19 protein-coding genes and 2 tRNA genes are annotated in these 24500 nt (G+C 31.0%); 12 read left to right on the forward strand and 9 right to left on the reverse strand.

What is annotated here, in order from left to right; all coding sequences use genetic code 11:
• Nucleotides 1-18 precede the first annotated feature (18 nt).
• The 7 genes from NMK29_RS17570 to mutS all read right to left on the reverse strand — a co-directional run bounded on the left by NMK29_RS17570 (nt 19) and on the right by mutS (nt 8102).
• On the reverse strand, nt 19-954 hold the full coding sequence (locus tag NMK29_RS17570) for a hypothetical protein (protein ID WP_108802175.1): 936 nt from the start codon (nt 952-954) through the stop codon (nt 19-21).
• Nucleotides 944-2806, reverse strand: a complete 1863-nt coding sequence (locus NMK29_RS17575; RefSeq protein ID WP_108802176.1) for a hypothetical protein — start codon at nt 2804-2806, stop codon at nt 944-946. The genes NMK29_RS17570 and NMK29_RS17575 overlap by 11 nt, the downstream gene beginning before the upstream one ends.
• The gene (locus NMK29_RS17580; RefSeq protein WP_108802177.1) at nt 2807-3970 is read right to left on the reverse strand and encodes a metallophosphoesterase; all 1164 of its coding nucleotides are present in this window, start codon (nt 3968-3970) and stop codon (nt 2807-2809) included.
• The gene (locus tag NMK29_RS17585; RefSeq protein WP_108802178.1) at nt 3971-4810 is read right to left on the reverse strand and encodes a Dam family site-specific DNA-(adenine-N6)-methyltransferase; all 840 of its coding nucleotides are present in this window, start codon (nt 4808-4810) and stop codon (nt 3971-3973) included. It abuts the gene before it with no gap.
• A gap of 431 nt (nt 4811-5241) precedes the next feature.
• Nucleotides 5242-5325 (reverse strand) — tRNA-Leu (locus NMK29_RS17590).
• Between the two features lie 17 nt (nt 5326-5342).
• Nucleotides 5343-5414: transfer RNA gene (locus NMK29_RS17595), tRNA-Gly, on the reverse strand.
• Nucleotides 5415-5510: 96 nt separating this feature from the next.
• Nucleotides 5511-8102, reverse strand: coding sequence for a DNA mismatch repair protein MutS (gene mutS, locus NMK29_RS17600; RefSeq protein WP_108802321.1), 2592 nt, complete (start codon nt 8100-8102; stop codon nt 5511-5513).
• A gap of 290 nt (nt 8103-8392) precedes the next feature.
• Between mutS and NMK29_RS17605 the strand changes: the two genes are divergently transcribed.
• Both NMK29_RS17605 and NMK29_RS17610 read left to right on the forward strand, forming a co-directional pair.
• A complete protein-coding gene (locus NMK29_RS17605; protein WP_108802179.1) occupies nt 8393-8935 on the forward strand; it encodes an RNA methyltransferase in 543 nt (180 codons plus the stop codon).
• Between the two features lie 19 nt (nt 8936-8954).
• Nucleotides 8955-10268 (forward strand): dipeptidase, encoded by a 1314-nt coding sequence (locus NMK29_RS17610; RefSeq protein ID WP_108802180.1) that lies wholly within the window; start codon nt 8955-8957, stop codon nt 10266-10268.
• Nucleotides 10269-10270: 2 nt separating this feature from the next.
• Here NMK29_RS17610 and folK read toward each other — a convergent pair whose 3' ends face one another.
• Complete coding sequence (folK, locus tag NMK29_RS17615; RefSeq protein ID WP_108802181.1) at nt 10271-11398, reverse strand: 2-amino-4-hydroxy-6-hydroxymethyldihydropteridine diphosphokinase; 1128 nt, start codon at nt 11396-11398, stop codon at nt 10271-10273.
• Between the two features lie 109 nt (nt 11399-11507).
• Between folK and NMK29_RS17620 the strand changes: the two genes are divergently transcribed.
• The 10 genes from NMK29_RS17620 to NMK29_RS17665 all read left to right on the forward strand — a co-directional run bounded on the left by NMK29_RS17620 (nt 11508) and on the right by NMK29_RS17665 (nt 23649).
• Nucleotides 11508-12215: a queuosine precursor transporter gene (locus tag NMK29_RS17620; protein ID WP_369862811.1), complete on the forward strand. Its 708-nt coding sequence runs from the start codon at nt 11508-11510 to the stop codon at nt 12213-12215.
• An 80-nt stretch (nt 12216-12295) separates the two neighbouring features.
• Complete coding sequence (locus tag NMK29_RS17625) at nt 12296-14926, forward strand: AsmA family protein (protein ID WP_108802182.1); 2631 nt, start codon at nt 12296-12298, stop codon at nt 14924-14926.
• A gap of 464 nt (nt 14927-15390) precedes the next feature.
• The gene (locus tag NMK29_RS17630; RefSeq protein WP_108802183.1) at nt 15391-16590 is read left to right on the forward strand and encodes a hypothetical protein; all 1200 of its coding nucleotides are present in this window, start codon (nt 15391-15393) and stop codon (nt 16588-16590) included.
• Nucleotides 16591-16720: 130 nt separating this feature from the next.
• Nucleotides 16721-17065 carry a hypothetical protein gene (locus tag NMK29_RS17635; protein ID WP_147404113.1) on the forward strand — a complete coding sequence of 115 codons (345 nt, stop codon included), beginning with the start codon at nt 16721-16723 and terminating at the stop codon, nt 17063-17065.
• Between the two features lie 279 nt (nt 17066-17344).
• Nucleotides 17345-18601, forward strand: a complete 1257-nt coding sequence (locus tag NMK29_RS17640) for a hypothetical protein (RefSeq protein WP_108802185.1) — start codon at nt 17345-17347, stop codon at nt 18599-18601.
• A gap of 25 nt (nt 18602-18626) precedes the next feature.
• Nucleotides 18627-19067, forward strand: a complete 441-nt coding sequence (locus NMK29_RS17645) for a hypothetical protein (protein WP_108802186.1) — start codon at nt 18627-18629, stop codon at nt 19065-19067.
• 469 nt (nt 19068-19536) lie between these two features.
• Nucleotides 19537-20811, forward strand: coding sequence for a hypothetical protein (locus NMK29_RS17650; protein ID WP_108802187.1), 1275 nt, complete (start codon nt 19537-19539; stop codon nt 20809-20811).
• 87 nt (nt 20812-20898) lie between these two features.
• A complete protein-coding gene (locus NMK29_RS17655) occupies nt 20899-21345 on the forward strand; it encodes a hypothetical protein (RefSeq protein ID WP_108802188.1) in 447 nt (148 codons plus the stop codon).
• 119 nt (nt 21346-21464) lie between these two features.
• Entirely contained in the window at nt 21465-22097 is a 633-nt protein-coding gene (locus tag NMK29_RS17660) for a LysE family transporter (RefSeq protein WP_108802189.1), read from the forward strand.
• Nucleotides 22098-22194: 97 nt separating this feature from the next.
• Complete coding sequence (locus NMK29_RS17665; protein WP_108802190.1) at nt 22195-23649, forward strand: aminotransferase class V-fold PLP-dependent enzyme; 1455 nt, start codon at nt 22195-22197, stop codon at nt 23647-23649.
• Here NMK29_RS17665 and NMK29_RS17670 read toward each other — a convergent pair.
• Nucleotides 23646-24440: a DUF2797 domain-containing protein gene (locus tag NMK29_RS17670; protein ID WP_108802191.1), complete on the reverse strand. Its 795-nt coding sequence runs from the start codon at nt 24438-24440 to the stop codon at nt 23646-23648. The two genes, NMK29_RS17665 and NMK29_RS17670, sit on opposite strands and share 4 nt — an antisense overlap.
• Between the last annotated feature and the right edge of the window lie 60 nt (nt 24441-24500).

Genomic DNA, 24500 nt, shown 5'->3' on the forward strand with positions numbered 1-24500 from the left:
AATTTCCACTCATTATAGTTAAATTATCAAAGTTGATTTGTTATCATTTTTAGAAATCTTATAAACTAAAGGCTTTTTATCAAAATCGGCCTTTTTTGAATATTTCTTTCCTTGGTCACTATTACGAGACGATGTATTATACAAAATAACATTACTATAATTTAAAGAATGGATCATGGACAACAAAGAAAATGTTTTTACGCTCATGGGCGCTAGTATTACCTGACAATCCTTACTTTCTAAATTATTTAATATTGAATCTAAGATCGTTACCGTTTGATTAAAATTAAAAAAATCAAATTCCATAATTTGGTTTTTCCCTAAATTGGATAAAAGAATCTTATTCTGTTGCTTGCATTCTAGATAATATTTTTTGTTATGGTTATTGATAAAAACATAAATATCTTCATAATTAAACTCAAGTTCTTCTATTATTCCTATTGCAGAAAGTCTTTCGTAACCCAAACTAATCAATAATTTTCTTTTTTTATATCGATCTAGTATTTTATCTTCTGTAAGTAGAATTTGCTTATTCGTAATTGCTGGTGAATTAATATCTATATAACTCTCAAATAAAGAATTAGTGTATGAAAAATACACATTTGAATATTGATTATCACTATTAGCTAACAACTTTAAAATTCTTGCATATAATGACTTCATCATTACCGAATAATCAACAACAATAACTCCCTTTAGATCTTTAAGAATATACTCAAGATCATCAGTTTTATAAAAATTGAATCCATAATCTTCTAATTTAAAGTATTCAGAGTTTTCATTATTTTCGACTAATGTAAAACAGTATTTTTTTCCAATTTTTATATCCTTTTCGTTCAATATAGTTGCTAAATGACTCGCTCTTTGTTCATAGCCGATCGATACAATCAAATGATCAATTAATTCTAACGATTTTATATCTTCAATAGTCTTTTGTTGAACATCAAATATCATCAAACAAAGTTTTTGTATTATTAATCAAATTCACACCATCTTGCTTTATGATATTTTCAAAAGAAGTAGGATAATATTTTCTAATAGGAATTTTATATTCTATATGTAATAAATAATTAAGTCTCAAGTCTTTTAATAAAACGGTATTAGATTCTCGAAGATCATTTTCCCCAATAATTAATAAAGCCCCATTATTAACTAGTTTCTTTAAAGAATCTTCATAGCCCATCATCATTCTTTTATTATTAGGAATTTTAATCCAATTACAAAAAGAAGATGTCTTCCAATCAGATTTTATATTTAAATCATTCTGAAAAAATTCTCCAATCAATTTTATAATATTAAATGGTAAGAGTTTTTTGTTATATCTATCATTCGCTACAGGAATAGCCTTTATTCTTTGAATATAAAGTTCCTTAATTTTCACTAATGAAGAGGCTTGTTTACTTATAGGAACTTTCTTCGGCTCTCCATTCCTATCATATTCAATTTCCTTAGAAATATATTCCATCAACTTTTTAAGATATCTTGGGTTTCCATCTATTATTTTAATTATGGTATCCTTTCCGTGATATTGAATAGGAATTTTTTGTGGTCTATATTCAATCCTATTGTTAACAAACTTTGTTACTATTATTCTGTTAAAAATCACTTCTTTAATTTTTCTTACAATCGTAGAAGATCGTGACCTGTTTCGATCTTTTAATTTTTCTATTGAAATTCCTTTTTTTTCTAAAAAAACTTTAAAATTAGGTTCCCTTTCTGTTGTTTTCAAAAAAATATAATTCAATAATTGTTCATCGGTAAATTTGTTTAGAAGAATACCTCCGAAAATATTATCTACTGACTCTGTCTTTTTTACATATTCGAAAACGTTAGTGTAAGAAAAAACACCAAGTATTTTTTTTAAATCAAGTTTTTCATTTTTTAATTCAAATAAGGTTTGTTCAGCTAATTTTTCTGAAAACTTATAATAATCCTTTTGATTGTTTTTGGTACTATCGTTTGATTCATTAGGCCATAAGTATATCTTGTTATAATCATGAATTTGGAAAGGAGGATCAATGAAAGAAGACATTCCCATATTATGAAGAGGTGCTAATGTAAGTTTTAAAATTATATTAGTTGCTCCTCCTCTTAAATTTTTCACCATCTCTTCAGTAAAACGGGAATTGTAAATTTCTAATTCATCAAAACACAATGCATATTTCTGCTCATTACTAAATTCAAACAATTCGTTTATCGCCTTAGTTAATGGATCAATATGGGTCAAAATTTCTCCTCTATAATTTTTAGCTTTGGAATATTTTGATAGTGACAATCTCTGTCTTGCCTCACGTTTTGCAGTAGACAATCCAGTTAGCAAAGTGCTTATTTTATAGCAATATTCTATCTCCAACCCAACTACTTTATTGAGTAATGTCGAAATTTCTCTAATTTTATCTTTATCAAAGTTTTTCTTATCAATAAAAAAAGAAACGAAGTCAAGGATAGATTCAACTATATTCAAATAATATATTTCATATATGATATTCTCTTTATCATTTGAAGCTAAACTAGATTCATCAAAACGTTCTTGTAATTCATCCTGTAAAATTCTCGACATTGGAATGTAAATTCCAATAAACGATACTTTACTTTTAATATCTTTTTCTTTTTTAGTGTTTGGTTCCCAATGATCTAGAGCCTGCGGTGTAAGCATTTTAAGCATAGTAGTTTTTCCACTTCCACGTGGCCCTATTACTATTGTATTATTTAAACTCACTAGTTCCTTAAAAGATGGATGAAGAACAAACTTCTCTCCTATTTCAGAATGCTTTAGGGGTCTTGCATTTAATTCATGTTCGATCATTTATTTAAGTATTAAAGATTCTAATTCCCCTCTATCTGTGTACAATACTTTTATAACATCACCTTTCTTTTGAAGGTTTTCAAATACCAAATTTCTATTTTTTTTAGATACATATTGCAGAAAAGGGAGGTCGGTTACAATATCAGACCAGTTCATATAATGTTCATCTTGTTCCTTAAGAAAATTGATAATTTTACTTTCAAGACTTTGAGAGTCAAGAGTACATCCAAAACCTTCTAACAATTTATTTGAATAGTTCCATCCGTCAGATGGGTTATATTCATATGTCTTAACAAACCCCTGGTTTTCACAAAACTCCATTTTTTTACAATCAAATTCAACTATATGAAAAGTATTCTGATCGTTCCTTGCTAATGAAGTTTTAAAACAGGAGAAACTACCCGACGCTAATAAACTTAAATTCTTGGGGTAAATCTCCCGCTGTTCAAACCTGAAATTATGTTTATGCCCATATATAATAAGATCTATACCTCTTATGTTTTGTAATAACTTTTCACTATCCTCTAGAAAATCATTATCATTTCCCCAAGCCTGATGAATTATTGGGTTATGATGAATTAATAGTATTTTTTTTTCGTTATTAGAATCGTTAATCGCTTTTTGAATTTCGTTAATCTTATCCGTTTTTATTTTACCTCTACTAGCATCAATTTCATTCCAATGATCAAAACAAGAGTTCAAAACAATAAAGAAGATATCCAAATCTGAATCTTCATAGACAAAGAAACTATTTTCTAATAATTGATTTCTAGAGGAATCATCGTTCGGGTTACTTGGATATAAAGGAAAACAGGTATCAAATTTTTTAATATAATCAAATGAATCCTTTTCAGCGTCTCTTGATGCCACATCATGGTTACCTATTGTCCCAATTAACAACTTTGATTTAACTTCGTGATGTATAAGCTTTAACTGATCCCAAGCGCTTTTTAAACCTTTATCATCAATTTGATGAGCATAATCACCAGGTGATAATAAATAATCTAATTCAAGGCTATTCTCTCGAATCAATTTTTTAAGCGCAGAAAATGGATTTTTTTCAATAGGGTCATCAGGCATCGAAGGAAAATAGTAACCTCCTTGCTGTTGTTTATTATCTTTTTCGTGACTATGTATATCACTTATAACACCTATTTTGATCATTTAGAAATTTTTAATTATTATTTCTTTTTTGATCGAATTCGTATTTACAAAAGATAAATCATTATTACGATTGAGGATAATTTGGTCTCCCAAATACTCTAATTGTTTAGCAAATAAATTATCGTTTCCCACAAACAGAATAAATTTACCCCCTAACTTTGTGATTTTTTCAATTTTTTGGATTAAATATTTTTTCTCAATTAAAGTAAACTCTTCCGAGTTGTATCGTTTGAACTTAGTATCGGATCCCAAGTACGGCGGATCAAAACAGAAGAAATCATTTTTTTGAACATTTGATGTGTCAATATTTTTAAAACAATTCACGCTTAAATCGATTCTATTTTGCAAAACTTTGGAACACCTTAATAGGTTTTCATTATCAATTAATTTTTTATAAATCCGGTTCCCGTATGGTACATTAAATTCTCCTTTTTTATTAACTCTATAAATACCACCAAAACAAGTTCTATTCAAATAAATATATTTTGAAGCGGTTTGTAATTCAGATAAACTCCTTGTAGATCTAATTTCATAAAACTCTTCTTTTGTATTTCTAAATTTAGATAGTTCAAAAATTAATTCTTCAACATTAAACTTTATTTGTTTAAAGACTGTTATAAGGTCTGCATTTATATCACTTAAATATGAAGTCCCATTTATATTGTTGTTTTGTTTTAAAAAGAAAAAAATAGAACCTGAACCTAGAAACGGTTCATAGTAATTATTAACTTTATTAGGAAGTAAATTAGAATGATCCTTTATAAACCATCTTTTTCCACCAACATATCTTAAAAAAGGTTTTACTTCGAAAGTAGATTTTTTCACTATAATTTCACTCATTCAAATGATTTACTAACTAATTATTAATTTGTAAATCGAAACTTACGAAAAAAAAAAAGAGTTTATCACAAATAGAAGTAATATTCCCCTTTTTTAATAGCATTAACTTCTTTTTCTACAACCTTTTTCAAACAATTTATATATTATAAAAATAGAAAAGAATATACGCTCGAAAGTAAAAAATAAGAAGACCATTAGACATCACTCAAAAAAAGGAAAATTAAACCAATAAATAATAAATACCTTATTAATGATTAAAAAGCTTTCTCTATAAAATCAAAAAACGATTATCCACTCTCTAAAAATACAGATAACATAATGCAAAATGTTGAAACTATGTTGAAACCAGCAGTAAAATAAACGGTTTCCAAAAAAGACAAAAAATGATCAAAAACAAAGAAACCCTTTGAAAATCAAAGGGTTTGCTTATGTACTCGGGACGGGACTTGAACCCGTACGTCCTAATGGACATTGGATTTTAAGTCCAACGTGTCTACCAATTCCACCACCCGAGCGTGGTATATTTCCTCAGAGCGAAAGACGAGATTTGAACTCGCGACCCTCACCTTGGCAAGGTGATGCTCTACCCCTGAGCTACTTTCGCAGTAATTTTATGAACTTTGCAATTCGTTATTGCGGATGCAAATTTAAAACATTTCTAGTAATACCAAAGTCTTTTCGCAAAAAAGTATAAAAAACTTTATACTTGAGAAGCTTTCTTCCTGGTTAACATACGTTTAATCTCATTTAATTTCATCAAAGCTTCTACAGGAGTAAGCGTATCTATATCAATATTTACAATTTCATCCTTAATTTCTTCTAATAAAGGATCATCTAAATTAAAAAAACTTAATTGTAACTCATCCTCTTCTTGGATCCCTTTTATCTTATCCGTGAGCTCTTCGCTACTATGCGATTTTTCTAACTTCTTAAGCATCTTATTTGCTCTATGTAGCACTTGTTGAGGCATTCCTGCCATTTTAGCAACATGGATTCCAAAACTATGCTCACTGCCTCCAGGAACTAGTTTACGAAGAAACAATACATTATCTTTTAATTCTTTTACTGCTACATTGTAATTTTTAATCCTCTTAAAGGTTTCACACATTTCATTAAGCTCATGATAATGCGTAGCAAATAAGGTTTTAGGTCTCGCTGGATGTTCGTGAAGAAATTCGCTAATCGCCCAAGCAATAGAAATTCCATCATAGGTACTTGTACCACGACCTATTTCATCAAGCAATACCAAACTTCTATCGGATATATTATTTAGAATATTTGCGGTCTCGTTCATCTCTACCATAAACGTGGATTCTCCCATAGAGATATTATCGCTTGCTCCTACTCTAGTAAAGATTTTATCAACCGCTCCTATTTTAGCTTCGTCCGCAGGAACAAAACTTCCCATCTGAGCTAATAAAACAATTAAGGCTGTTTGTCTCAATATTGCAGACTTACCACTCATATTAGGTCCCGTAATCATAATCATTTGCTGATCATCTCTATTTAGAGAAACATCATTTGCTATATACTGCTCTCCTGGCGGTAATTGTTTTTCTATTACTGGATGACGCCCATTTTTAATCTCTAACGTATAAGAATCATCTATCAATGGACGTGTATATTTGTTTTCTTCAGCTAATTGAGCATAAGAACATAAACAATCCAATTGTCCGATCAAACTAGCATTTAATTGCACCGGCTTGATATACTCATTCATCCAAATAATTAAATCACTAAACAACTGTTGTTCTAGCGTTAGAATTTTTTCTTCGGCTCCAAGAATTTTAGCTTCGTATTCTTTTAACTCTTCTGTGATATATCGTTCTGCATTAACCAGTGTTTGCTTCCGTATCCAAGTTTCAGGAACTTTATCTTTATGGGTGTTACGTACTTCGATATAATACCCAAAAACATTATTGGAAGCTATTTTTAAAGAAGTAATCCCCGTTGCTTCTGTTTCGCGTTCCAACATTTTATCTAGATAATCCTTCCCAGAAAATGCAATCGAACGCAATTCGTCTAATTCATCCAAGTATCCATCGGCTATTGAATTACCTTTAAGAATATTTACAGGAGCTTCTTCGTTTAGCGTTTCCTTTATTTTGTTACGCAACAATTCGCAATCATGCAAGGTATCTCCGATTACTTTCAAAGCATCATTATCGCTATTAATCGCCTGTGCTTTTATCGGAACAATAGCTTCTAAAGAATTCTTAAGCTGAATAACTTCTCTAGGATTCACTTTTCCTGTAGCAACTTTAGAAATTAAACGCTCTATATCTCCGATTTGCTTAATCTGATGTTGAATCTTTTGATGCAGTACTCCATTATCCAAAAAGTATTGAACTACTTCATGCCGTTTTTGAATACTAACTACATTTTTTAGAGGCAAGGCCAACCAACGTTTTAAGGTACGTCCTCCCATCGGGGAGATAGTTTTATCAATAACATCTATTAATGTTACGGCATTTACAGCATTTGGATTATACAACTCTAGATTTCGGATTGTAAAACGATCCATCCATATATACTCATCCTCTGCAATTCTTTGTATAGCAGTAATGTGCTGCAATTTATGATGCTGTGTTTCTCCCAAATAATGAAGAATCACTCCAGCTGCTATAACACCTTCTTGCAAATGATCTACACCAAAACCTTTTAGAGATGTCGTCTCGAAATGGGTATTTAGTGTTTCGTTAGCATAGTCTGTTTTAAAAACCCAATCTTCTAGAAAAAAAGTATGAAAATCATTTCCAAAATCATTCTGAAAGCTTTGTTTTTTAGGCTTAGGAATTAACACTTCACTTGGACTAAAATTACGTAATAATTTATCCATCTGTGCCGCATCTCCCTGAGCTGTTAAAAACTCTCCAGTAGAAACATCTAAAAATGCAACCCCTAATTCTTTTTTACCATAATGCAACGCACACAAAAAATTATTGGTTTTACTCTGTAATACCTCATCATTTAATGCAACTCCAGGAGTTACCAATTCAGTCACTCCTCTTTTTACAATGGTTTTGGTCTGCTTTGGATCCTCTAATTGGTCACAGATTGCTACTCGTTCTCCGGCCTTTACTAATTTAGGTAAATAAGTGTTTAAAGAATGATGTGGAAATCCAGCCAACGCAGTTTCGTGTTCACTTCCATTGCCTCGCTTGGTCTGCACAATATTAAGAATCGCTGCTGCCTTAATGGCATCTTCTCCAAAAGTCTCATAAAAATCACCTACTCTAAACAGTAATAATGCATCTGGATATTTAGCCTTAATAGCATTATATTGCTTCATTAGAGGCGTCACTTTCTTTTCTTTTTTTGCTTTTTTTGGTGCCAAGAGGATCTGATTTTCTACAGTGGCTAAAGTAGGTATTCTTCATTTTTTTCTGAAACCTAACCAACAGGAGTTATTCATTTTTATTCACAATTTATTTAAAGGCAGTTGGCAGTATTAAGTTAGCGACAAGTACCGAGTAAAATGTTTTCCTAGCGTAGGCTTGGATCCATTATATTAACCAAGCGATTTCTATATTTTGGATTCTGACCTTCGTCAGAATAACAATAAATAATACTTTTGCTGTAATGAAAGAAAATAGAAAATTAAAAAATAGCGAACTAGATCGTAAAACAATAGCTGAATTTAAGGAAGCCGAAAAAACTCCTTTGATAATTATTCTTGATAATATAAGAAGTCTTAATAATATTGGATCTGTCTTTAGAACAGCAGACGCTTTTTTGGTCAAAAAAATATATCTCTGTGGTATTACTGCTACTCCTCCTCATAAGGATATTCAGAAAACGGCCCTTGGAGCAACAGAAACTGTAGATTGGGAACACACAGAAGACACTATGGATTTAGTTGCTAAATTACAATCAGAAAACATTAAAATTCTATCCATAGAGCAAGCAGAAAATGCTACTATGCTACATAATTTTATACCTGAACCTAATCAAACCTATGCTGTAATTTTTGGAAATGAAGTAAAAGGTGTTCAACAAAAAGTAGTTTCGGCTAGTAATGCTGTTATAGAAATACCGCAGTACGGTAGTAAACACTCATTGAACATTTCGGTTAGTACTGGAGTAGTAATCTGGGATTTGTTTTGTAAGTTTAATGCTCACTAACTCAATTATTATTTTCCTAATGAAACATATCTCTATACTACTGGTCATCTGTTTAACTTTAATAAGTTGTAACCAAAAGAAAGAAGCTCCTAAAAAAGAAAAATCCATGACAGAGGATCAACTAATCGCCAAAGCAAAAGAAATCCACAGTAATGTTATTACCTTAGATACTCACTGTGATATTAATGTAAAGAATTTTACCGATTCTATTAATTATACGCAAGATTTAAACTCGCAGATTACATTACCTAAAATGAAAAAAGGTGGTTTAGATGTAGCTTGGTTTATTGTATACACAGGTCAAGATTCATTAAATGCAGAAGGTTTTAAAAAAGCCCATGAAATCGCCATGTCTAAGTTTGATGCAATACATCGATTGGTTGATACACTAGCTCCTGATCAAATAGCGTTAGCAAGAAATTCTGATGATGTACGCAATATTCATAAGTCTGGTAAAAAAGTGGCCATGATAGGTATTGAAAACGGATATCCTGTCGGAACCGATATCAGCAACGTAAAAAAGTTTTATGATCTTGGTGCTAGATATATGTCTTTATCTCATAATGGTCATAGTCAACTTTGTGATTCTAATACAGGAGAAGCGGATGATATTTGGCTACATAATGGACTTAGCGACCTTGGAAAAGAAGTCGTTGCAGAAATGAATAAATGGGGAATTATGATCGATGTTTCTCATCCATCAAAAGAATCCATGCGCCAGATGATTGAACTTTCTAAAGCTCCAATTATAGCTTCTCACTCATCAGCTAGAGCATTATGTGATCATAGTAGAAATTTAGATGACGAACAACTACAATGGCTAAAAGAAAATGGCGGTGTTGTTCAGACAGTTGCATTTACATCATATCTAAATACTGAAAAGTTCGAAAAAAGAGTAGTAAAAGAAGTAGAAATCGGAAAGCAAATTGCGGATTCTATGGGAGTCACTTGGTTAGAACGCGATGAAGTAATGAAGCTTAGTTCTGAAGAAAAAGAAACCTATTACGACTTTTTAGGAAAAATGGCTGCGATACGAAGAGCTAAAGTTAAAACCATGAATGACCTACCTCCTGCTGTTGATGTTGTAGATTTTGTAAATCACATAGACTATATGGTTGATAAAATTGGCATCGAACACGTAGGAATAAGTTCTGATTTTGATGGTGGTGGTGGAATCGAAGGTTGGAGTGATGCTTCAGAAACTTTTAATGTAACACTAGAACTGGTAAAACGTGGATATACTGAAGCGCAAATAGAAAAACTTTGGAGTGGTAATTTGCTTCGCGTTTTGGACGAAGTTCAAAGAATAGCTACTGATCTTCAGAAAGGATAAATCTAACTTAGTAATTGGTTTAGAACCCAAATGTAATCTGTTCTATTCGAAATAAAATCTCTTTCGGATATATCGATAATTTTAACATTAAGGTGTGACTGTGCTTTTATATATCGCAAATATCCTTTATTGATTTTATCAAGATATTCGGCAGGGATTTTTTGTTCATAATCACGTCCTCTTTTTTTAATATTTTCTAGCAAACGTTCTGTGTTTTGATATAAATACAAATACAATCCGGGTTTAGGCAAATCTCTATACATAATGTCGAAAACCTTTTTGTACAACTTATACTCATCTTCTTGAAGTGTTACCTGAGCAAAAATTAAGGATTTAAAAACATCGTAATCGCTTACTACGAAATCTTTAAAAAGATCAAACTGACCAATATCATCCTGTAATCGTTGATATCGATCTGCTAAAAATGACATTTCTAACGGAAAAGCATATCGTTCCATATCCTCATAGAATTTTGGCAAAAAGGGATTGTCTGCAAATCGCTCTAACACAAGTTTTGCATTAAACTCTTCTGAAATCAAATGAGCTAAACTTGTTTTTCCGGCACCGATATTTCCCTCAATCGTTAGATACTGAACTGTTGATAATGAATATTTATCTTTTGGATTTGATATAACCTCTTTGAGCTTAGTAACCTTAGATATATCTTTAGTACTATCTAACAATTGACTTACTGTTTGTTTTAATACTGGATGTAGCTGTTCTGCTGCAATTTCTTCTAAAGGTTTTAGTACAAATATTCGATCTTGCATTGATGGATGCGGAACAGTAAGCTTTTGGGTCCTAATAACACCTTCAGAAGAAAAAACAACATCTAAATCTATTGTTCTGGCTTCATAACCTTCCTTATCCGTCCTATTTCTTCCTAAAGAATTTTCAATATCTAACAGCTTATCTAAAACTTCTGTTGTAGTATAAAAAGTTTTTATTAATACACAAGCATTATAGAAATCATCGCTACTAAAACCCCAAGCAGGAGTTTGATAAACCCCAGAAATCTTTACAACATCACCGATATTAGCATAAATAGCTTCTACCGCTTTTTGGAGGTATTCCAATCGATTTTCGATATTACTACCTAACGAGATATGTATGTGATTGGGTATTTTCAATTTCGGTTTTTTATATTCTGAATAGAACTCCGTATTTTTAAGAGCAAATTAAGGAAAACAAAACCACTTCACCTTATTTTTGTGCGAAGTATTATGAACTAATTACATTTTGAATAACACACCTCTGAATCTAAAAGATAAAATAACAGCATACAGAATTTATTTAATTCTTGGGGCTTTATTTATTTCTTCATTAGTTGCCTCTAATCTAATATTTCAGAAGTTTTTTTTCTGGGATTTCTTCGGGATATATACTTTCGAAATTTCTGTTGGAATTTTACCTTATCCCATAACTTTTTTGATAACTGACATCATTAGCGAAGTATATGGAAAACGAAAAGCTAACCAAATAGTTACCGCTGGTATTTTTGCATCTTTCTTTTCGTTATTAATTATTTATGTTTCTAAAGAAGTTCCGGCGACCAGTTGGTCCCCAATAAATGATGAAACCTTTACAAAAGTTTTCGGTGCTACTGCAGTTGCTGTTTTTGCATCGATGATGGCCTATCTATTTGCTCAATATATAGATATTCAAGTGTTTCACTTTTGGAAAAAAGTAACCAAAGGAAAGCATCTTTGGATCAGAAATAATTTCTCTACATTTTCTTCACAGTTCATAGATACTTTTACTGTATTGCTTTTACTATGTACTACAGGAATTATTGACTGGGAGCGTTTTGGAGTACTTCTACTAAATGGTTTTTTATTTAAAGTACTAGTTGCAGCTCTCGACACTCCGATACTTTATTTAAGTGTGTATGTACTAAGAAAAAGGTTTAAACTAAAACAAGGAGAAGAACTATCGTTAGAAATTTAAAAAAATCTAACAAATAGTTAACTCAAAAATGGCAACATTGTACCTTTGTAAATCGTTACTTTACACAAAAAGCAATCATAATGGTTAAAAAAGCCCTCAAAATCTTCGGTATTCTTATAGTTATTCTTGTAATAGCAGTTATTTCTATTCCTTTACTTTTTGGAGGAACCATTAAAGATAAAATACGATACTTAGCAAACGAACATGTAAATGCAAAAGTCGATTTTGCAGATGTAGACATTAGCTTACTTAGAAGTTTTCCGAAGGCATCTGTAATCATTGATGAGCTTTCTATTATTAATTTTGCTCCTTTTGAAGGAGATACGCTAGCATATGCAAAAAAAATATCTCTGGACATGTCCATAAATGAACTATTTAAAGACGCAGAAGAAGCTATTGGTGTTCAAAAATTCATAATCGACGAAGCGAATATTGCCGTAAAAACTGACTCTTTAGGAAATTCGAATTTCGATATTGCAAAAGAATCAAAAGAAACAAAAACTACCGACAGCGAAGAAGGAGGTTCATTTACTTTCGAATTAGATCATTATGAAATAAATAACAGTAAGCTATTATATAAAGATGATGTAGGAAAAATTACCTTACTAATGACTAATGTAAATCACAGTGGAGATGGATCTCTATCTGGAGAAAACATTTTATTAGACACAGCATCTAGCTCTGAGGTTTCTTTTAGTTTAGACGACACGAAATACCTGAACAAAAATGTACTAAAACTTGATGCAGAATTAGAATTAGATTTAGAAAATCAACGATACGCTTTTAAAGAAAATAAAGCACTGGTAAATCAACTCCCTTTAGAATTTGAAGGATTCGTACAACTATTTGACAAGTACACCGACGTTGATCTTAGTTTTAAAACACCTACTTCCGATTTCAAGAATTTTCTTGCAGTTATACCAGAAGTTTACGCCAAAAATTTAGATGGTGTAGAAACTACTGGAGATTTCTCGGTTAATGGTGTTATTAAGGGAAAAGCAGATGATGTTTATATCCCAAAGATGAATATCCAAATTGCTTCTCACAATGCTTCTTTTAAATATCCAGATCTTCCAAAGAGTGTTCAAAACATTAATATCGATACTCAAATAAAAAATGATACTGGTTTAGCAGACGATATCTATGTTAATATCGAAAATCTTACATTTAAAATTGACCAAGACACCTTTGCTGCAAAAGGAAGTCTAAGAAATGTTACTACAAATATGATTGTAGATATGGCAGTAAACGGGACTCTAAATCTTGCTAATTTAGATAAAGCATATCCTTTAGAATTAGAACAACAACTTAATGGAATACTTAAAGCAAATGTAAATACGAAATTTGATATGCTATCTTTAGAAAAAGAACAATATCAAAACGTAAAAAGCGCTGGAACCATAAGTTTGGATAAATTCACATATGCATCCCCAGAATTACCGAATGAGATAAACATAGAAAAAGCCAATGTTAATTTTAAGCCAGAGACCATTACCCTAGATAAAATGGAAGTTACCACAGGAAAATCAGATCTTGCTGCTCAGGGAACGATAAACAACTTAATGGGGTTTCTATTTTCTAAACAAGATCTTAAGGGAACCTTTGATGTTACTTCTGAAGTTTTTGCAGTAAATGATTTTATGGTCGCTGGAGATGAAACAGCTGAAGAACAAACGGAAGAAGAAACAACAGATGACCCTCTAAAAATCCCTTCTTTTATTGATGCAACATTAAATTTTGATGCAAAAAAAGTAATTTATGATAATCTAGAGTTACGTAATACTAAGGGGAGCGTAAAAATAAATGATGAAACAGCATATTTACAGAATGTAACATCTAACCTTTTTGATGGTGGATTAGCATTTAATGGAGAAGTTTCTACTAAATCTGCAACTCCAAATTTTGGAATGAATCTAGATCTAAGTAAAATAAATATTGCAAAATCATTTTCAAGCCTAGAGCTACTACAAGGTTTAGCACCAATTGCAAAAGCCCTAACAGGAGCATTAACAACGCAGATCAATATAAATGGTAGCCTAAACAATGATCTTACTCCAGTTCTTAATTCTGTAAAAGGAAATGCACTAGCCGAAATATTAGATGCCAAAGTAAATACCGCACAAACACCATTACTATCTAATTTAGATAATAAATTAAGCTTTTTAGACCTTGACAAATTAAACCTAAAAGACATTAAGACATCTCTTAGTTTTGATGATGGAAAAATCAATGTAAAACCATTCGATTTTGATATTGAAGGCATCAAAATAACTGCAGGAGGAAGTCACGGTTTTGATATGAATATGGACTACAATGTATCATTAGATGTACCTGCAAAATACTTAGGAAGTGAAGTTGGTGGATTAATTTCTAACCTAAGTGATCAAGAATCTAAGGACATGAAAGTTGCATTACCTATTGGAATATCTGGGAATTTTTCAAATCCAAAAATCAATCTTAATACTGGATCAGCAGTTAAGCAACTTACACAACAGATTATCGACAAACAAAAAGAAAAAGCTACCGGAAAAATTGTTGATGAAGGAACAAAGGTACTTACTGATTTATTAGGTGGTTCGAAAAAAGATAAAGACTCAACGAAAACAACTACAGATAAACCAGAAGATAAATTAAAAGATGCTGCCAAAGATATTTTAGGAGGTTTTCTAGGCAAGAAAAAGAAAAAAGACACGACAGGAACTAAAAACTAAGCTTGTTTTAGCCTATTATATATAGAAGATTCTTGTCATTTTTTTAATTATAATGTACTAATACTCCATTTTGCGTAAAAATTACTATTGGAATTAACCATCATTAGTAATAAATTTTTTTTGTGTTTATTTCTTAGTACATTAGTACTGGGAAAACTACAAAAAAAGCACGGGATTTTAATTGGATATATCAATTTTTATAAACCTTTTAAAATCAAAATATTAAAACTTCGCAAACGATATCTCGTATATTAAAAAGTTATTTCATTAAAGAAATAATGGTTGTCGCACAATAAATTTATTAAAATTGGATTAACTATTTAGTAAAGTTAGATCCAATACCTCTAATTCTTATAATTATAATTTTACTCGAAAAATAAACCCCGCAAAAAATTATGAAACTAGCTATTTTCCCCCTTGCATTTCTTATATTTTTCCCTTTGTTTTTATCATCTCAAAACTCAATGAATGATAACCCCATGAGATGGACAAAAGGGTGGACCAACTTTGATCCTAATCATGAAGCGTATCCAGAACCTGATAGCGACATTCCCAATATAATTAACAAAGACACCTATTTATCAAATGATTTAGTATACCTCTTGTCTGGAAATACGTATGTAACCAACGGAGCTACTTTAACTATTCAAGAAGGTACAATTATTAGATGTGACAATGAAACCTCTACTAGTTTAGTAATTACCAAGGGATCGCAACTAATAGCAACCGGACTGAAAGGGCAACCAATCGTTTTTACATCTAACAAATCTCCTAAAGCTAGAAAAAGCGGAGATTGGGGAGGAATAGTAATTGCTGGATCTGGAACTATAAACTCTCCATCAGAATCAGGAATTATTGAAGGAGATTTTCTTCCTCATTATTCATTGTATGGAGGAAATGATGATCAAGAAATGACTGCAATTATGACCTATGTAAGAATTGAGTATGCAGGAAAAAAAATCAACCAATCAAAAGAGTTAAACGGATTATCTCTTTATGGTTTAGGAAAAAAATCTATTCTAAATAACATTATGATTAGTCATTCTGCAGATGATTCTTTTGAGTTTTTCGGAGGTACATTTAATATAAATAATCTAATTTCTTATAAAGCCAAAGATGACGATTATGACTTCACCTTAGGGTACAGAGGAGAGTTATATAATATTGTTGCTATTAGACACCCTTACATCTCTGATGTTAGCGGATCTTATGCAATTGAGATAGATGGATATGATAAAAAATTAGGGATGACCTCTAAAAAGCTTTCTTATGTAAAAATTTCTCAAGCTACTTTAATCAACCTATCTGACAACATTAATTATCAACATACTACTGCAGCAATTTCTTCAAAAAACTTAGCGCAACTAAATTTTCTAGATTCAAAAATATCAGGATTTGCTAATGTGGTAAAATTTGACAATTCTTATAGGTCTTTTACTGAATTAGCTAATTCATTTTCTTTAGAAAACAGTATCTTTAACGTACACGATGCAAATGTTTTAACCAATTTAGAACCAAAATCAGAAGCACAGAAATTATTAAAATACAACATGTTTACAACACAGTTTAGAAATGTTTCTGATCTATTTGAGAAACCTTTGGACAATAAAAACCCAGAATTTACATTAAAACAATCACGCGATAGTTACACAGTAATGCAGTAAAGTAAAATTTACGCTATAATTATTTAACAACCTAATGATGAAATCGATTACTAAAATATTTTTTTTCCTTTTTATAGTTACTACCAGTTTTGCTCAAACTAAAAATAATATTCTTTTTGACCAGAGCACAATGATTAACAAGTTTCACACCATTGATGAACTAGAAAACCTAAAAAAGGGACAACTTGTTAAATTATATATAGAAAGAGCAAATGAAATCATTACCGTACTTCCTTATATAGCATTAACTAATGAAGCTAATGTGAGTCTTTCGGATATTGGAATAAAAGAAAACTCGGATAATCAAAAACTTCTAAAAAAACATCACGAGACTACCACAGATGCTTTTGGAAGCACTAGTAACTTAATAACAGAGTTCGTACCCTATGCGGATACAGAAAAAATAATATGGTCCATTTTATATTATGAAGAAATGATAAAAAAAATTCGGATCGGAGTCAACGGAAATTTCTAAAATAATATTAAAAACAGCCTGATGGCTGTTTTTTTATATCAAAAAACTTCCAATCTATATCAATCTCAATTAAAACACCTTGTACTATAACTTAGAAAGAGTATAGTCAAGAATCCTTTCCACTTGCCAATTCTTACAAAAAAATGTTAATAAATCATTTTTTCTGTAATCTTTATTGCGTCTTATCGAACTAAATGGTGTTACTAGTTAACAAACCTTGATAGAAAAACTGATCAACTACAAAGGATCTAATGAAGGTATAACTTAAAAAAAGAAGTTATGAAGACAAGAGCAATATTAAGTTTATTTTTAATTATTACAATATCAGTTTCGGGTTTATCTCAAAATGATTTCAACCCAAATAACATGAAATGGATGAAAGATTGGACCAATTTTTCACCAAATAACACCAATTATCCGGATTACGAAGAGCAATTACCAAACATTATCACTAAAGACACTTTTTTAAGTAGTGATATTGTCTACTTTATTTCTGGTGATGTATACGTTGTAAACAATGCAATTTTAACTATAGAAGAAGGAACACTGATAAAAGCAGACACTGAAAAATCAACAAACCTGATTGTATCTAAAGGAGCTAAACTTATTGCCAATGGAACTAAGGCGTCACCCATCGTATTTACTTCCAACAAATCCAGAAACTCAAGAAAAAGTGGAGATTGGGGTGGAATAACTATTATTGGATCCGGTAAAGCCAATACTGTAGAAGGAGAAGGAAGTATCAAAGGTAAATTCAATCCTTTATACACCATATTTGGAGGAAACAAAGTGGAAGAAGAAACTACAATATTAAAGTTTGTAAGAATCGAATATGCAGGTAAATCTACAAATGGATTATCCTTGTATGCCCTGGGAAACAAGTCTGTAGTAGAAAACGTAATGATTAGTTATTCTGCTGATGATTCTTTCGAATGGCACGGAGGAGCCTCTACCTCTAGAAATCTAATCTCATATAAATCAAATGATGATGATTTTGATTTTACACAAGGATATCGAGGAGAGCTTATCAATATTTTAGCAGTTAAACACCCATATATCACAAGTAATAATGGATCATATGCAATTGAAGTAGATGGCTATAATAAAAACCTAGGTTTCGATAACTCTAAAATACTATCAAGTATTGATATTACTGGTGCCACATTAATTAGTTTAGCAGATGAACGTAATTATAGTCATACTAGAGCTGCAATTTCAATAAACAACTTAGGCGAGCTTTATCTTAATAGCTCCAACATATCTGGATTTTCTGATGTAGTAAAACTAGATAAAACATTTTCTACCCTTAGAATGATAGAAACGGCTTTTAAACTAGATAATAGCTTTTTTAATGTACACAAGGAAGGTGTAGTTACACATAACAATATCAAAGATGACACATTTAACCTTTTGAAATACAATCGATTTACTAAAACATTTCAGCAACCAGAAGAAATATTTAGTGATCCATTAGATAAATCAAACCCAGATTTTTCATTAAAAAATTCACTAAATAACTACATGGTAGTCCAATAAATAACGCAACCACAAAAAAAGAACCATGAAAAAAACAACTATACTATTACTATTAGTACTTACAATAGGTACTTTAAGTGCACAAACTAAAAAGAAGGGAGTCCTCTATAATGATGATAAACTAATTAATAGATTTCATACTATAGATGAACTACAAGATCTTAATAAAGGAGCCTTAATTGAATTATACTTGGAACGAACAAGAGAGATTTTTATAGTACTACCATACTTATCGTTATCGAATCAACCAGGAACTAGTCTAAGTGATATTGGTATTAAAGAAGACTCTGACAATATTAAAGTCGTAGAAAAAAATAATGAAATAGCGGATAGAGCTTTCGTTTATACTACAAACACTGTAAAAGAATTAGTCCCCTACTCAGATACGGATAACATTATATGGGCAATCTTATATTTTGAAGAAATGATTAAAAAGATGAGATTAGGCAAGGATGGAAATATATAAATTATTGCTCAGCCAAAAAGGGGATTAATCATCGACAAAAGGTTCAAAAATCACGTTTATAATTCACTGAATTAAACGTGATTTTACTTTTTTAATAATGAAACATTTACATAAAGGAGAAAAATTAATCAAATTTCAAAAAAATATAAAAAACATAAATACTTAAAAATCAATATTTTAAATAAAAACAGATTTTTAAAAAAAACTAAAAAACTCTTTAATATTATTATTGTTTATCTTTTTTGTTAAATTATTAAACAATATATAAAATACTGAAAATCAATACCCTAAAACCTCAATAAGTAGGAATAATACTCTTAAAGTTTTCATAATTAAATGTAAAATGACGACGAACGTACATATTTTACGGTAAACACGTAACCATGTATCCCAAAAGTATATTAACTTAGTGACCCTAAAGTAGAAGAGAGAATTTTCTTCTAAATTTTAACCCCAAAATTAAACTTTTATGAAACTAAGATGCGCCTTAATTACGTCTATTCTTTTATGCATTACTATTTTAAACTCTAACGCACAAGATTTCAATACTAATGACAGCAAATGGACTAAAGGTTGGACCAATTTCACTCCAAACAGCACAAACTATCCTGAAGCAGAAGAAAAACTTCCAAACATTATAGCAGAAGACACTTATCTAAGTAATGATACAGTGTATCTATTATCTGGTAACGTATATGTAATAGGAAATGCAATATTAACCATACAAGAAGGAACCGTAATAAGAGGAGATCATGAAAATCCTGCCAATCTAATTATTAGTAAAGGTTCTAAACTTATTGCGGTTGGTACAGAAGCCTACCCAATTGTTTTTACCTCTAACAAAGCTCCTAAATCAAGAGCAAGTGGAGATTGGGGTGGTATCATAATAGCTGGCTCTGGAAACGTAAATTCAGTTTCTGGAAATGGTATTATAAAAGGAGACTTTAACCCTCAATATGCCGTATATGGAGGAAATAATCCAGATGAACAAACTACAGTACTAAGATATGTTAGAATAGAATTCCCGGGTAGCAAAGCAAAGGGAACTGATCAATTAAACGGTTTATCTTTATTTGGAGTTGGTGCCGCTTCTATCATAGATCATATAATGGTTAGCTATTCGGGCCAGGATTCATTTAATTGGACTGGAGGTAATAACAACATAAGAAACATGATTTCTTATAAAGCAGAAGACGATGATTATCAGATTTCTGAAGGTTTTAAAGGAGATCTTGATCAACTTATGGCAGTTCGTCATCCATACATTAACAGCCCAAAGGGATCTTTTGCTATAGAGATTGACGGATATGATAAAAATCAAGGATTCTTAAAGCCAAATGCAATTACTGATGTAACTATTACTAATTCGACTTTTGTTAATTTATCAGATAATTCGAATTATATGCATACGGCGTCTGCAATTTCTGCAACAAATTCTGCTTTAGTGTATTTACACAATTCTAAAATTTCAGGATTTTCTAATGTTGTAAAATTCGATGAATCATATACTTCTCTAGCTGTACTAGAAAGAGCTTTCAAGATGGACAACAGCTTTTTCAATATTCATGGAGAAGGTGTAGAAGTAAGCTACAAACCAAATGCTGGAGTTTTAAATATTTTGAAATACAATAGATTTACTAAAGACTTTGTTAGTGTTGATAAATTGTTTGAAGACCCTACGAGTAAATCAGCACCAAAGTTTCATCTTAAAAAGGCAATGAATAATTATATGGTAATGCAATAGATGCTGACCATACCCTATTAAAAATAACATTTTTTTGTCCCAGGTTCCCCAAATCCTGTAAACGAATTTAATCCGGCAATACAAATTATGCTTAAATCAAAACTATTAGTAGGTTTCATCTTTTTCTTGTCCATCCATTATATCAATGGCCAGCAAAAAGATGAAGCCGTTTTTTTCAATCAAAGAGACCAAATAACTAAATTTCACACTATACGTGATTTAGAAGATCTAAAAAAAGGGCAATTAATTCAACTTTATCAAGATCGTATAAAAGAAATCATTACTGTTCTTCCGTTCCTATCCCTTACCAATGAGCCTGGTGTTAGACTTAGTGATTTGGGAATTAAAGAAGATTCGGGACACATAAAATCTCTTAAAAAGAGCGTAGAAACAAATAAAGAAGCAATAGATGTGACTCAGAATTCTATTGAAGAACTTGTACCTTATGCGGATACAGAAAAAATCATACTAACAATTTTATATTTCGAAGAAATCATAAAGAAAATGAGAATCGGAGTTACTAAGAATTTTTAATTGATATTTAAATAAAAAATAAAGAGAAAGACAGTATTAATACTGTCTTTTTTCTTTTGCAATAGATAAAATATCTTATATTGTTGTAAGGGTATTTTAGAATTCACTACTAAGAAAACATGATTACATTTTATCTGTTTTTAGGAATATTAACTTCAGTCGCTGGTGCGCTTCCGCTTGGAGCTGTAAATATTGCTGTAATTAATACTACTATTAAAGAAGATACAAAAAAAGCTTTTCGAATAGCCTTAGCTGCTGGTGTTGGCGAAGTGTTACTAGCTCTTTTCGCATTGCATTGTAGTATGGAATTGACAGATTTTTTTGAAAACAATCAATGGATCCAGATAGTAATTATTTCTATATTCTTGATTATCGGAGTTTATTTTTTAGCAAGAACTAACAAAACAGAAAGTGCTAAAGAAATTAAAAAAAATAAGTTTGGAAAGTCTAAATTCTTAACCGGGTTTTCCTTAGCCTTTTTAAACCCTCCTGTTATCATATATTGGATAGTAGCAATATCATTAACAAATAAACATTTATTTGAGCTTACACTTTACACACCATTAATTGCTTTATTTCTATTCTTTTCTGGTATATACTTAGGTAAAATTGGAACACTTTATTTATATAGTAAATGGGGTAATAAAATGGCAAGTAAATCTAACAACTCCAAGACTAAATTATTTAAAATTATTGGGATAGCTCTAATAGTAATTTCAGTTGTTCAGGGATTAAAATTCTTCATCGTCTAAAGACACAATTAACATATACTTTTTTAAAACTGTTTTATACCTATTTTAATATTCAAAAACAGTCTACATTTGCATTCGATTTTGATAAAAAGACGCAATGAAGGAAGACCACCTAAATCCAAAATTAATATTGTCCAAGGATGATATGACACAATATGGTTATACAATAATAGATCATATAGTAGAACATTTTGACAATCAAGACTCTAAAAAACCAGTAGCAATAGCTACTCGCGAAGAAATGGATAATCTACTAACAGAAGATATTCCTACCGATCCTACCGATGCCAATAAAGTTCTTGATTTTGTAATGAAAGAGATTATACCGCAAAGCACGATTGTATCCCATCCAAAATCATTTTCTTTCGTCCCGGGACCAAGTAATTACATAAGTGCAATGGCAGACACAATAGCCACGGGTTTCAATATTTTTTCAGGTGGTTGGGCGGCTTCTCCGGCAGCAGCAGAATTAGAAATTCTTACCATGAATTGGTTATTAGAAATTTTTGGGTTTGGTACTAAAAAAGGAGGTGGTATTTTTACTAGTGGTGGATCTATGGCTAATCTAACAGCTCTAGTAACCGCAAGAAGAATTAAATGTGGAGATGACTTTTCTAAATCAGTAATCTATTTATCTGATCAAGCACACTCTTCGAATATTAAAGCGATCAAAGTAATTGGCTTCAAAAAAAGTCAAATAAGGATTATACCGACAGATCTCGAGTTTAAAATGTCTTTAAACAAATTAAAAAATGCGATTGCCAAAGATCGTCTACAAGGATTAGAACCTTTTTGCATGATAGCCTCTGCTGGGACCACTAATACAGGAACAGTAGATCCATTAGACGAAATTGCAAAAATCTGTACTAATGAAAAACTATGGTTTCATATAGATGGAGCCTATGGAGGAGCGGCGATATTAGCTGATAACGGGAAAGAATTACTAAAAGGTATTGAAAAAGCAGATTCGTTAACAGTAGATCCTCATAAATGGTTTTTCCAGCCATATGAAATGGGATGTTTACTTGTAAAAGACCACAATTGGTTAAGTGGAACATTTAGCGAAAAACCTGAATACTTACGAGATGTTGAAGGAAATGAATCTGAAATCAATTTTTATGACCACGGGATTCAATTAACTCGCCGTTTTCGCGCATTAAAATTCTACATGTCTTTAAAAACCTTTGGTTTAAATTCTTTCAAAAAAGCGATACAATACAATATAGAATTAACAGAACAAACTGAAAATATTCTCAGAAAAAGCTCTAAATGGGAAGTAATTTCTCCGGCTACGTTAGCCGTTATTAATTTCAGATATCATCCAATTGACAAAAATTTATCTGAAAAGGAAATTGATATCATCAATCAGAAAATCTCTGAAAAAATAATGAACTCCAGAGAAGCATTATTAGTTACAACAGTCCTTCTAGGGCAAGTAGTATTAAGAATGTGTTTAATAAATCCGAGAACTACAATTACGCATATAACTGAGACTATAGAACAATGTGAATTATATGGCGATGCTTTACTTTCCTTAGAGCAGGCTAATTAAAGCATGGTTAACTGTACCACATACCCTTCATTATTTCTAACATTAAAAACGGTATCGTCTTCAAAAATTAGATATTGACCTTTGATACCTTTCAGAATTCCCGAGTATTCAGGTGTTTTCTCTAGATTTAAACTTTTTAATTTATTAGGATAATCCAATACAGGAAAATCAAGTTCAGTTTCTTTATTATTATCTATAAAATATTCCTTAGCCTCTTCGGGTATGAATTCTTTTAACTTATCGCGGTATTCTTTTAAATCCTTATCTTCAATCTCATTCTTAAGCATTTTACGCCAGTTCGTTTTATCTGCTACATGATCCTTAAGTGCTACTTCGGTAATTCCGGCTAAATATCTATTAGGAACCTCCACAATCTCTATTGCTTCGTGTGCTCCCTGATCTATCCATCTTGTCGGCACTTGAGATTTTCTTGTAACTCCTACTTTTATATTACTCGAATTAGCTAAATACACAATATGAGGTTGAAGTTGAGCTTTTTTCTCAAAATCTAAATCTCTATCTTCTATACCTAAATGTGCCGTACTCAATTCTGGGCGCATCACCCAATCTCCAACCTGAGGTTGATTATAAAAATCGTCATAACAGTATCCTTGTCTATAAATTTTTTTGTTTTTTCCACAAGCCAAACATTTATACCCTATAAATTTTATGCTTAAGGATTTATTCAACAACTGATTTACATGAATAAAGTCCGAATCAAACACTAAATAATACTGAATTGGACTCCCTATCTCTGTCTGCATTTTAGTAAGTACTCCCTGATATTGCATAAAAAGTTTAGTTATAAGTTAAATCTTATAAAAAGAATGTTATTATTTTTATTATTTTAG

Origin of the sequence: Aquimarina sp. Aq107 (assembly GCF_943733665.1) — a bacterium.
In the GTDB taxonomy this organism is placed as follows: domain Bacteria; phylum Bacteroidota; class Bacteroidia; order Flavobacteriales; family Flavobacteriaceae; genus Aquimarina.

Bases quoted from the DNA above. Each gene is read 5' to 3' on its own strand.
- NMK29_RS17570 (WP_108802175.1), bottom strand. From the start codon at position 954: ATGATATTTGATGTTCAACAAAAGACTATTGAAGATATAAAATCGTTA.
- NMK29_RS17575 (WP_108802176.1), bottom strand. From the start codon at position 2,806: ATGATCGAACATGAATTAAATGCAAGACCCCTAAAGCATTCTGAAATA.
- NMK29_RS17580 (WP_108802177.1), bottom strand. From the start codon at position 3,970: ATGATCAAAATAGGTGTTATAAGTGATATACATAGTCACGAAAAAGAT.
- NMK29_RS17585 (WP_108802178.1), bottom strand. From the start codon at position 4,810: ATGAGTGAAATTATAGTGAAAAAATCTACTTTCGAAGTAAAACCTTTT.
- mutS (WP_108802321.1), bottom strand. From the start codon at position 8,102: ATGAAGCAATATAATGCTATTAAGGCTAAATATCCAGATGCATTATTA.
- NMK29_RS17605 (WP_108802179.1), top strand. From the start codon at position 8,393: ATGAAAGAAAATAGAAAATTAAAAAATAGCGAACTAGATCGTAAAACA.
- NMK29_RS17610 (WP_108802180.1), top strand. From the start codon at position 8,955: ATGAAACATATCTCTATACTACTGGTCATCTGTTTAACTTTAATAAGT.
- NMK29_RS17625 (WP_108802182.1), top strand. From the start codon at position 12,296: ATGGTTAAAAAAGCCCTCAAAATCTTCGGTATTCTTATAGTTATTCTT.
- NMK29_RS17630 (WP_108802183.1), top strand. From the start codon at position 15,391: ATGAATGATAACCCCATGAGATGGACAAAAGGGTGGACCAACTTTGAT.
- NMK29_RS17635 (WP_147404113.1), top strand. From the start codon at position 16,721: ATGATTAACAAGTTTCACACCATTGATGAACTAGAAAACCTAAAAAAG.
- NMK29_RS17640 (WP_108802185.1), top strand. From the start codon at position 17,345: ATGAAGACAAGAGCAATATTAAGTTTATTTTTAATTATTACAATATCA.
- NMK29_RS17645 (WP_108802186.1), top strand. From the start codon at position 18,627: ATGAAAAAAACAACTATACTATTACTATTAGTACTTACAATAGGTACT.
- NMK29_RS17650 (WP_108802187.1), top strand. From the start codon at position 19,537: ATGAAACTAAGATGCGCCTTAATTACGTCTATTCTTTTATGCATTACT.
- NMK29_RS17655 (WP_108802188.1), top strand. From the start codon at position 20,899: ATGCTTAAATCAAAACTATTAGTAGGTTTCATCTTTTTCTTGTCCATC.
- NMK29_RS17660 (WP_108802189.1), top strand. From the start codon at position 21,465: ATGATTACATTTTATCTGTTTTTAGGAATATTAACTTCAGTCGCTGGT.
- NMK29_RS17665 (WP_108802190.1), top strand. From the start codon at position 22,195: ATGAAGGAAGACCACCTAAATCCAAAATTAATATTGTCCAAGGATGAT.
- NMK29_RS17670 (WP_108802191.1), bottom strand. From the start codon at position 24,440: ATGCAATATCAGGGAGTACTTACTAAAATGCAGACAGAGATAGGGAGT.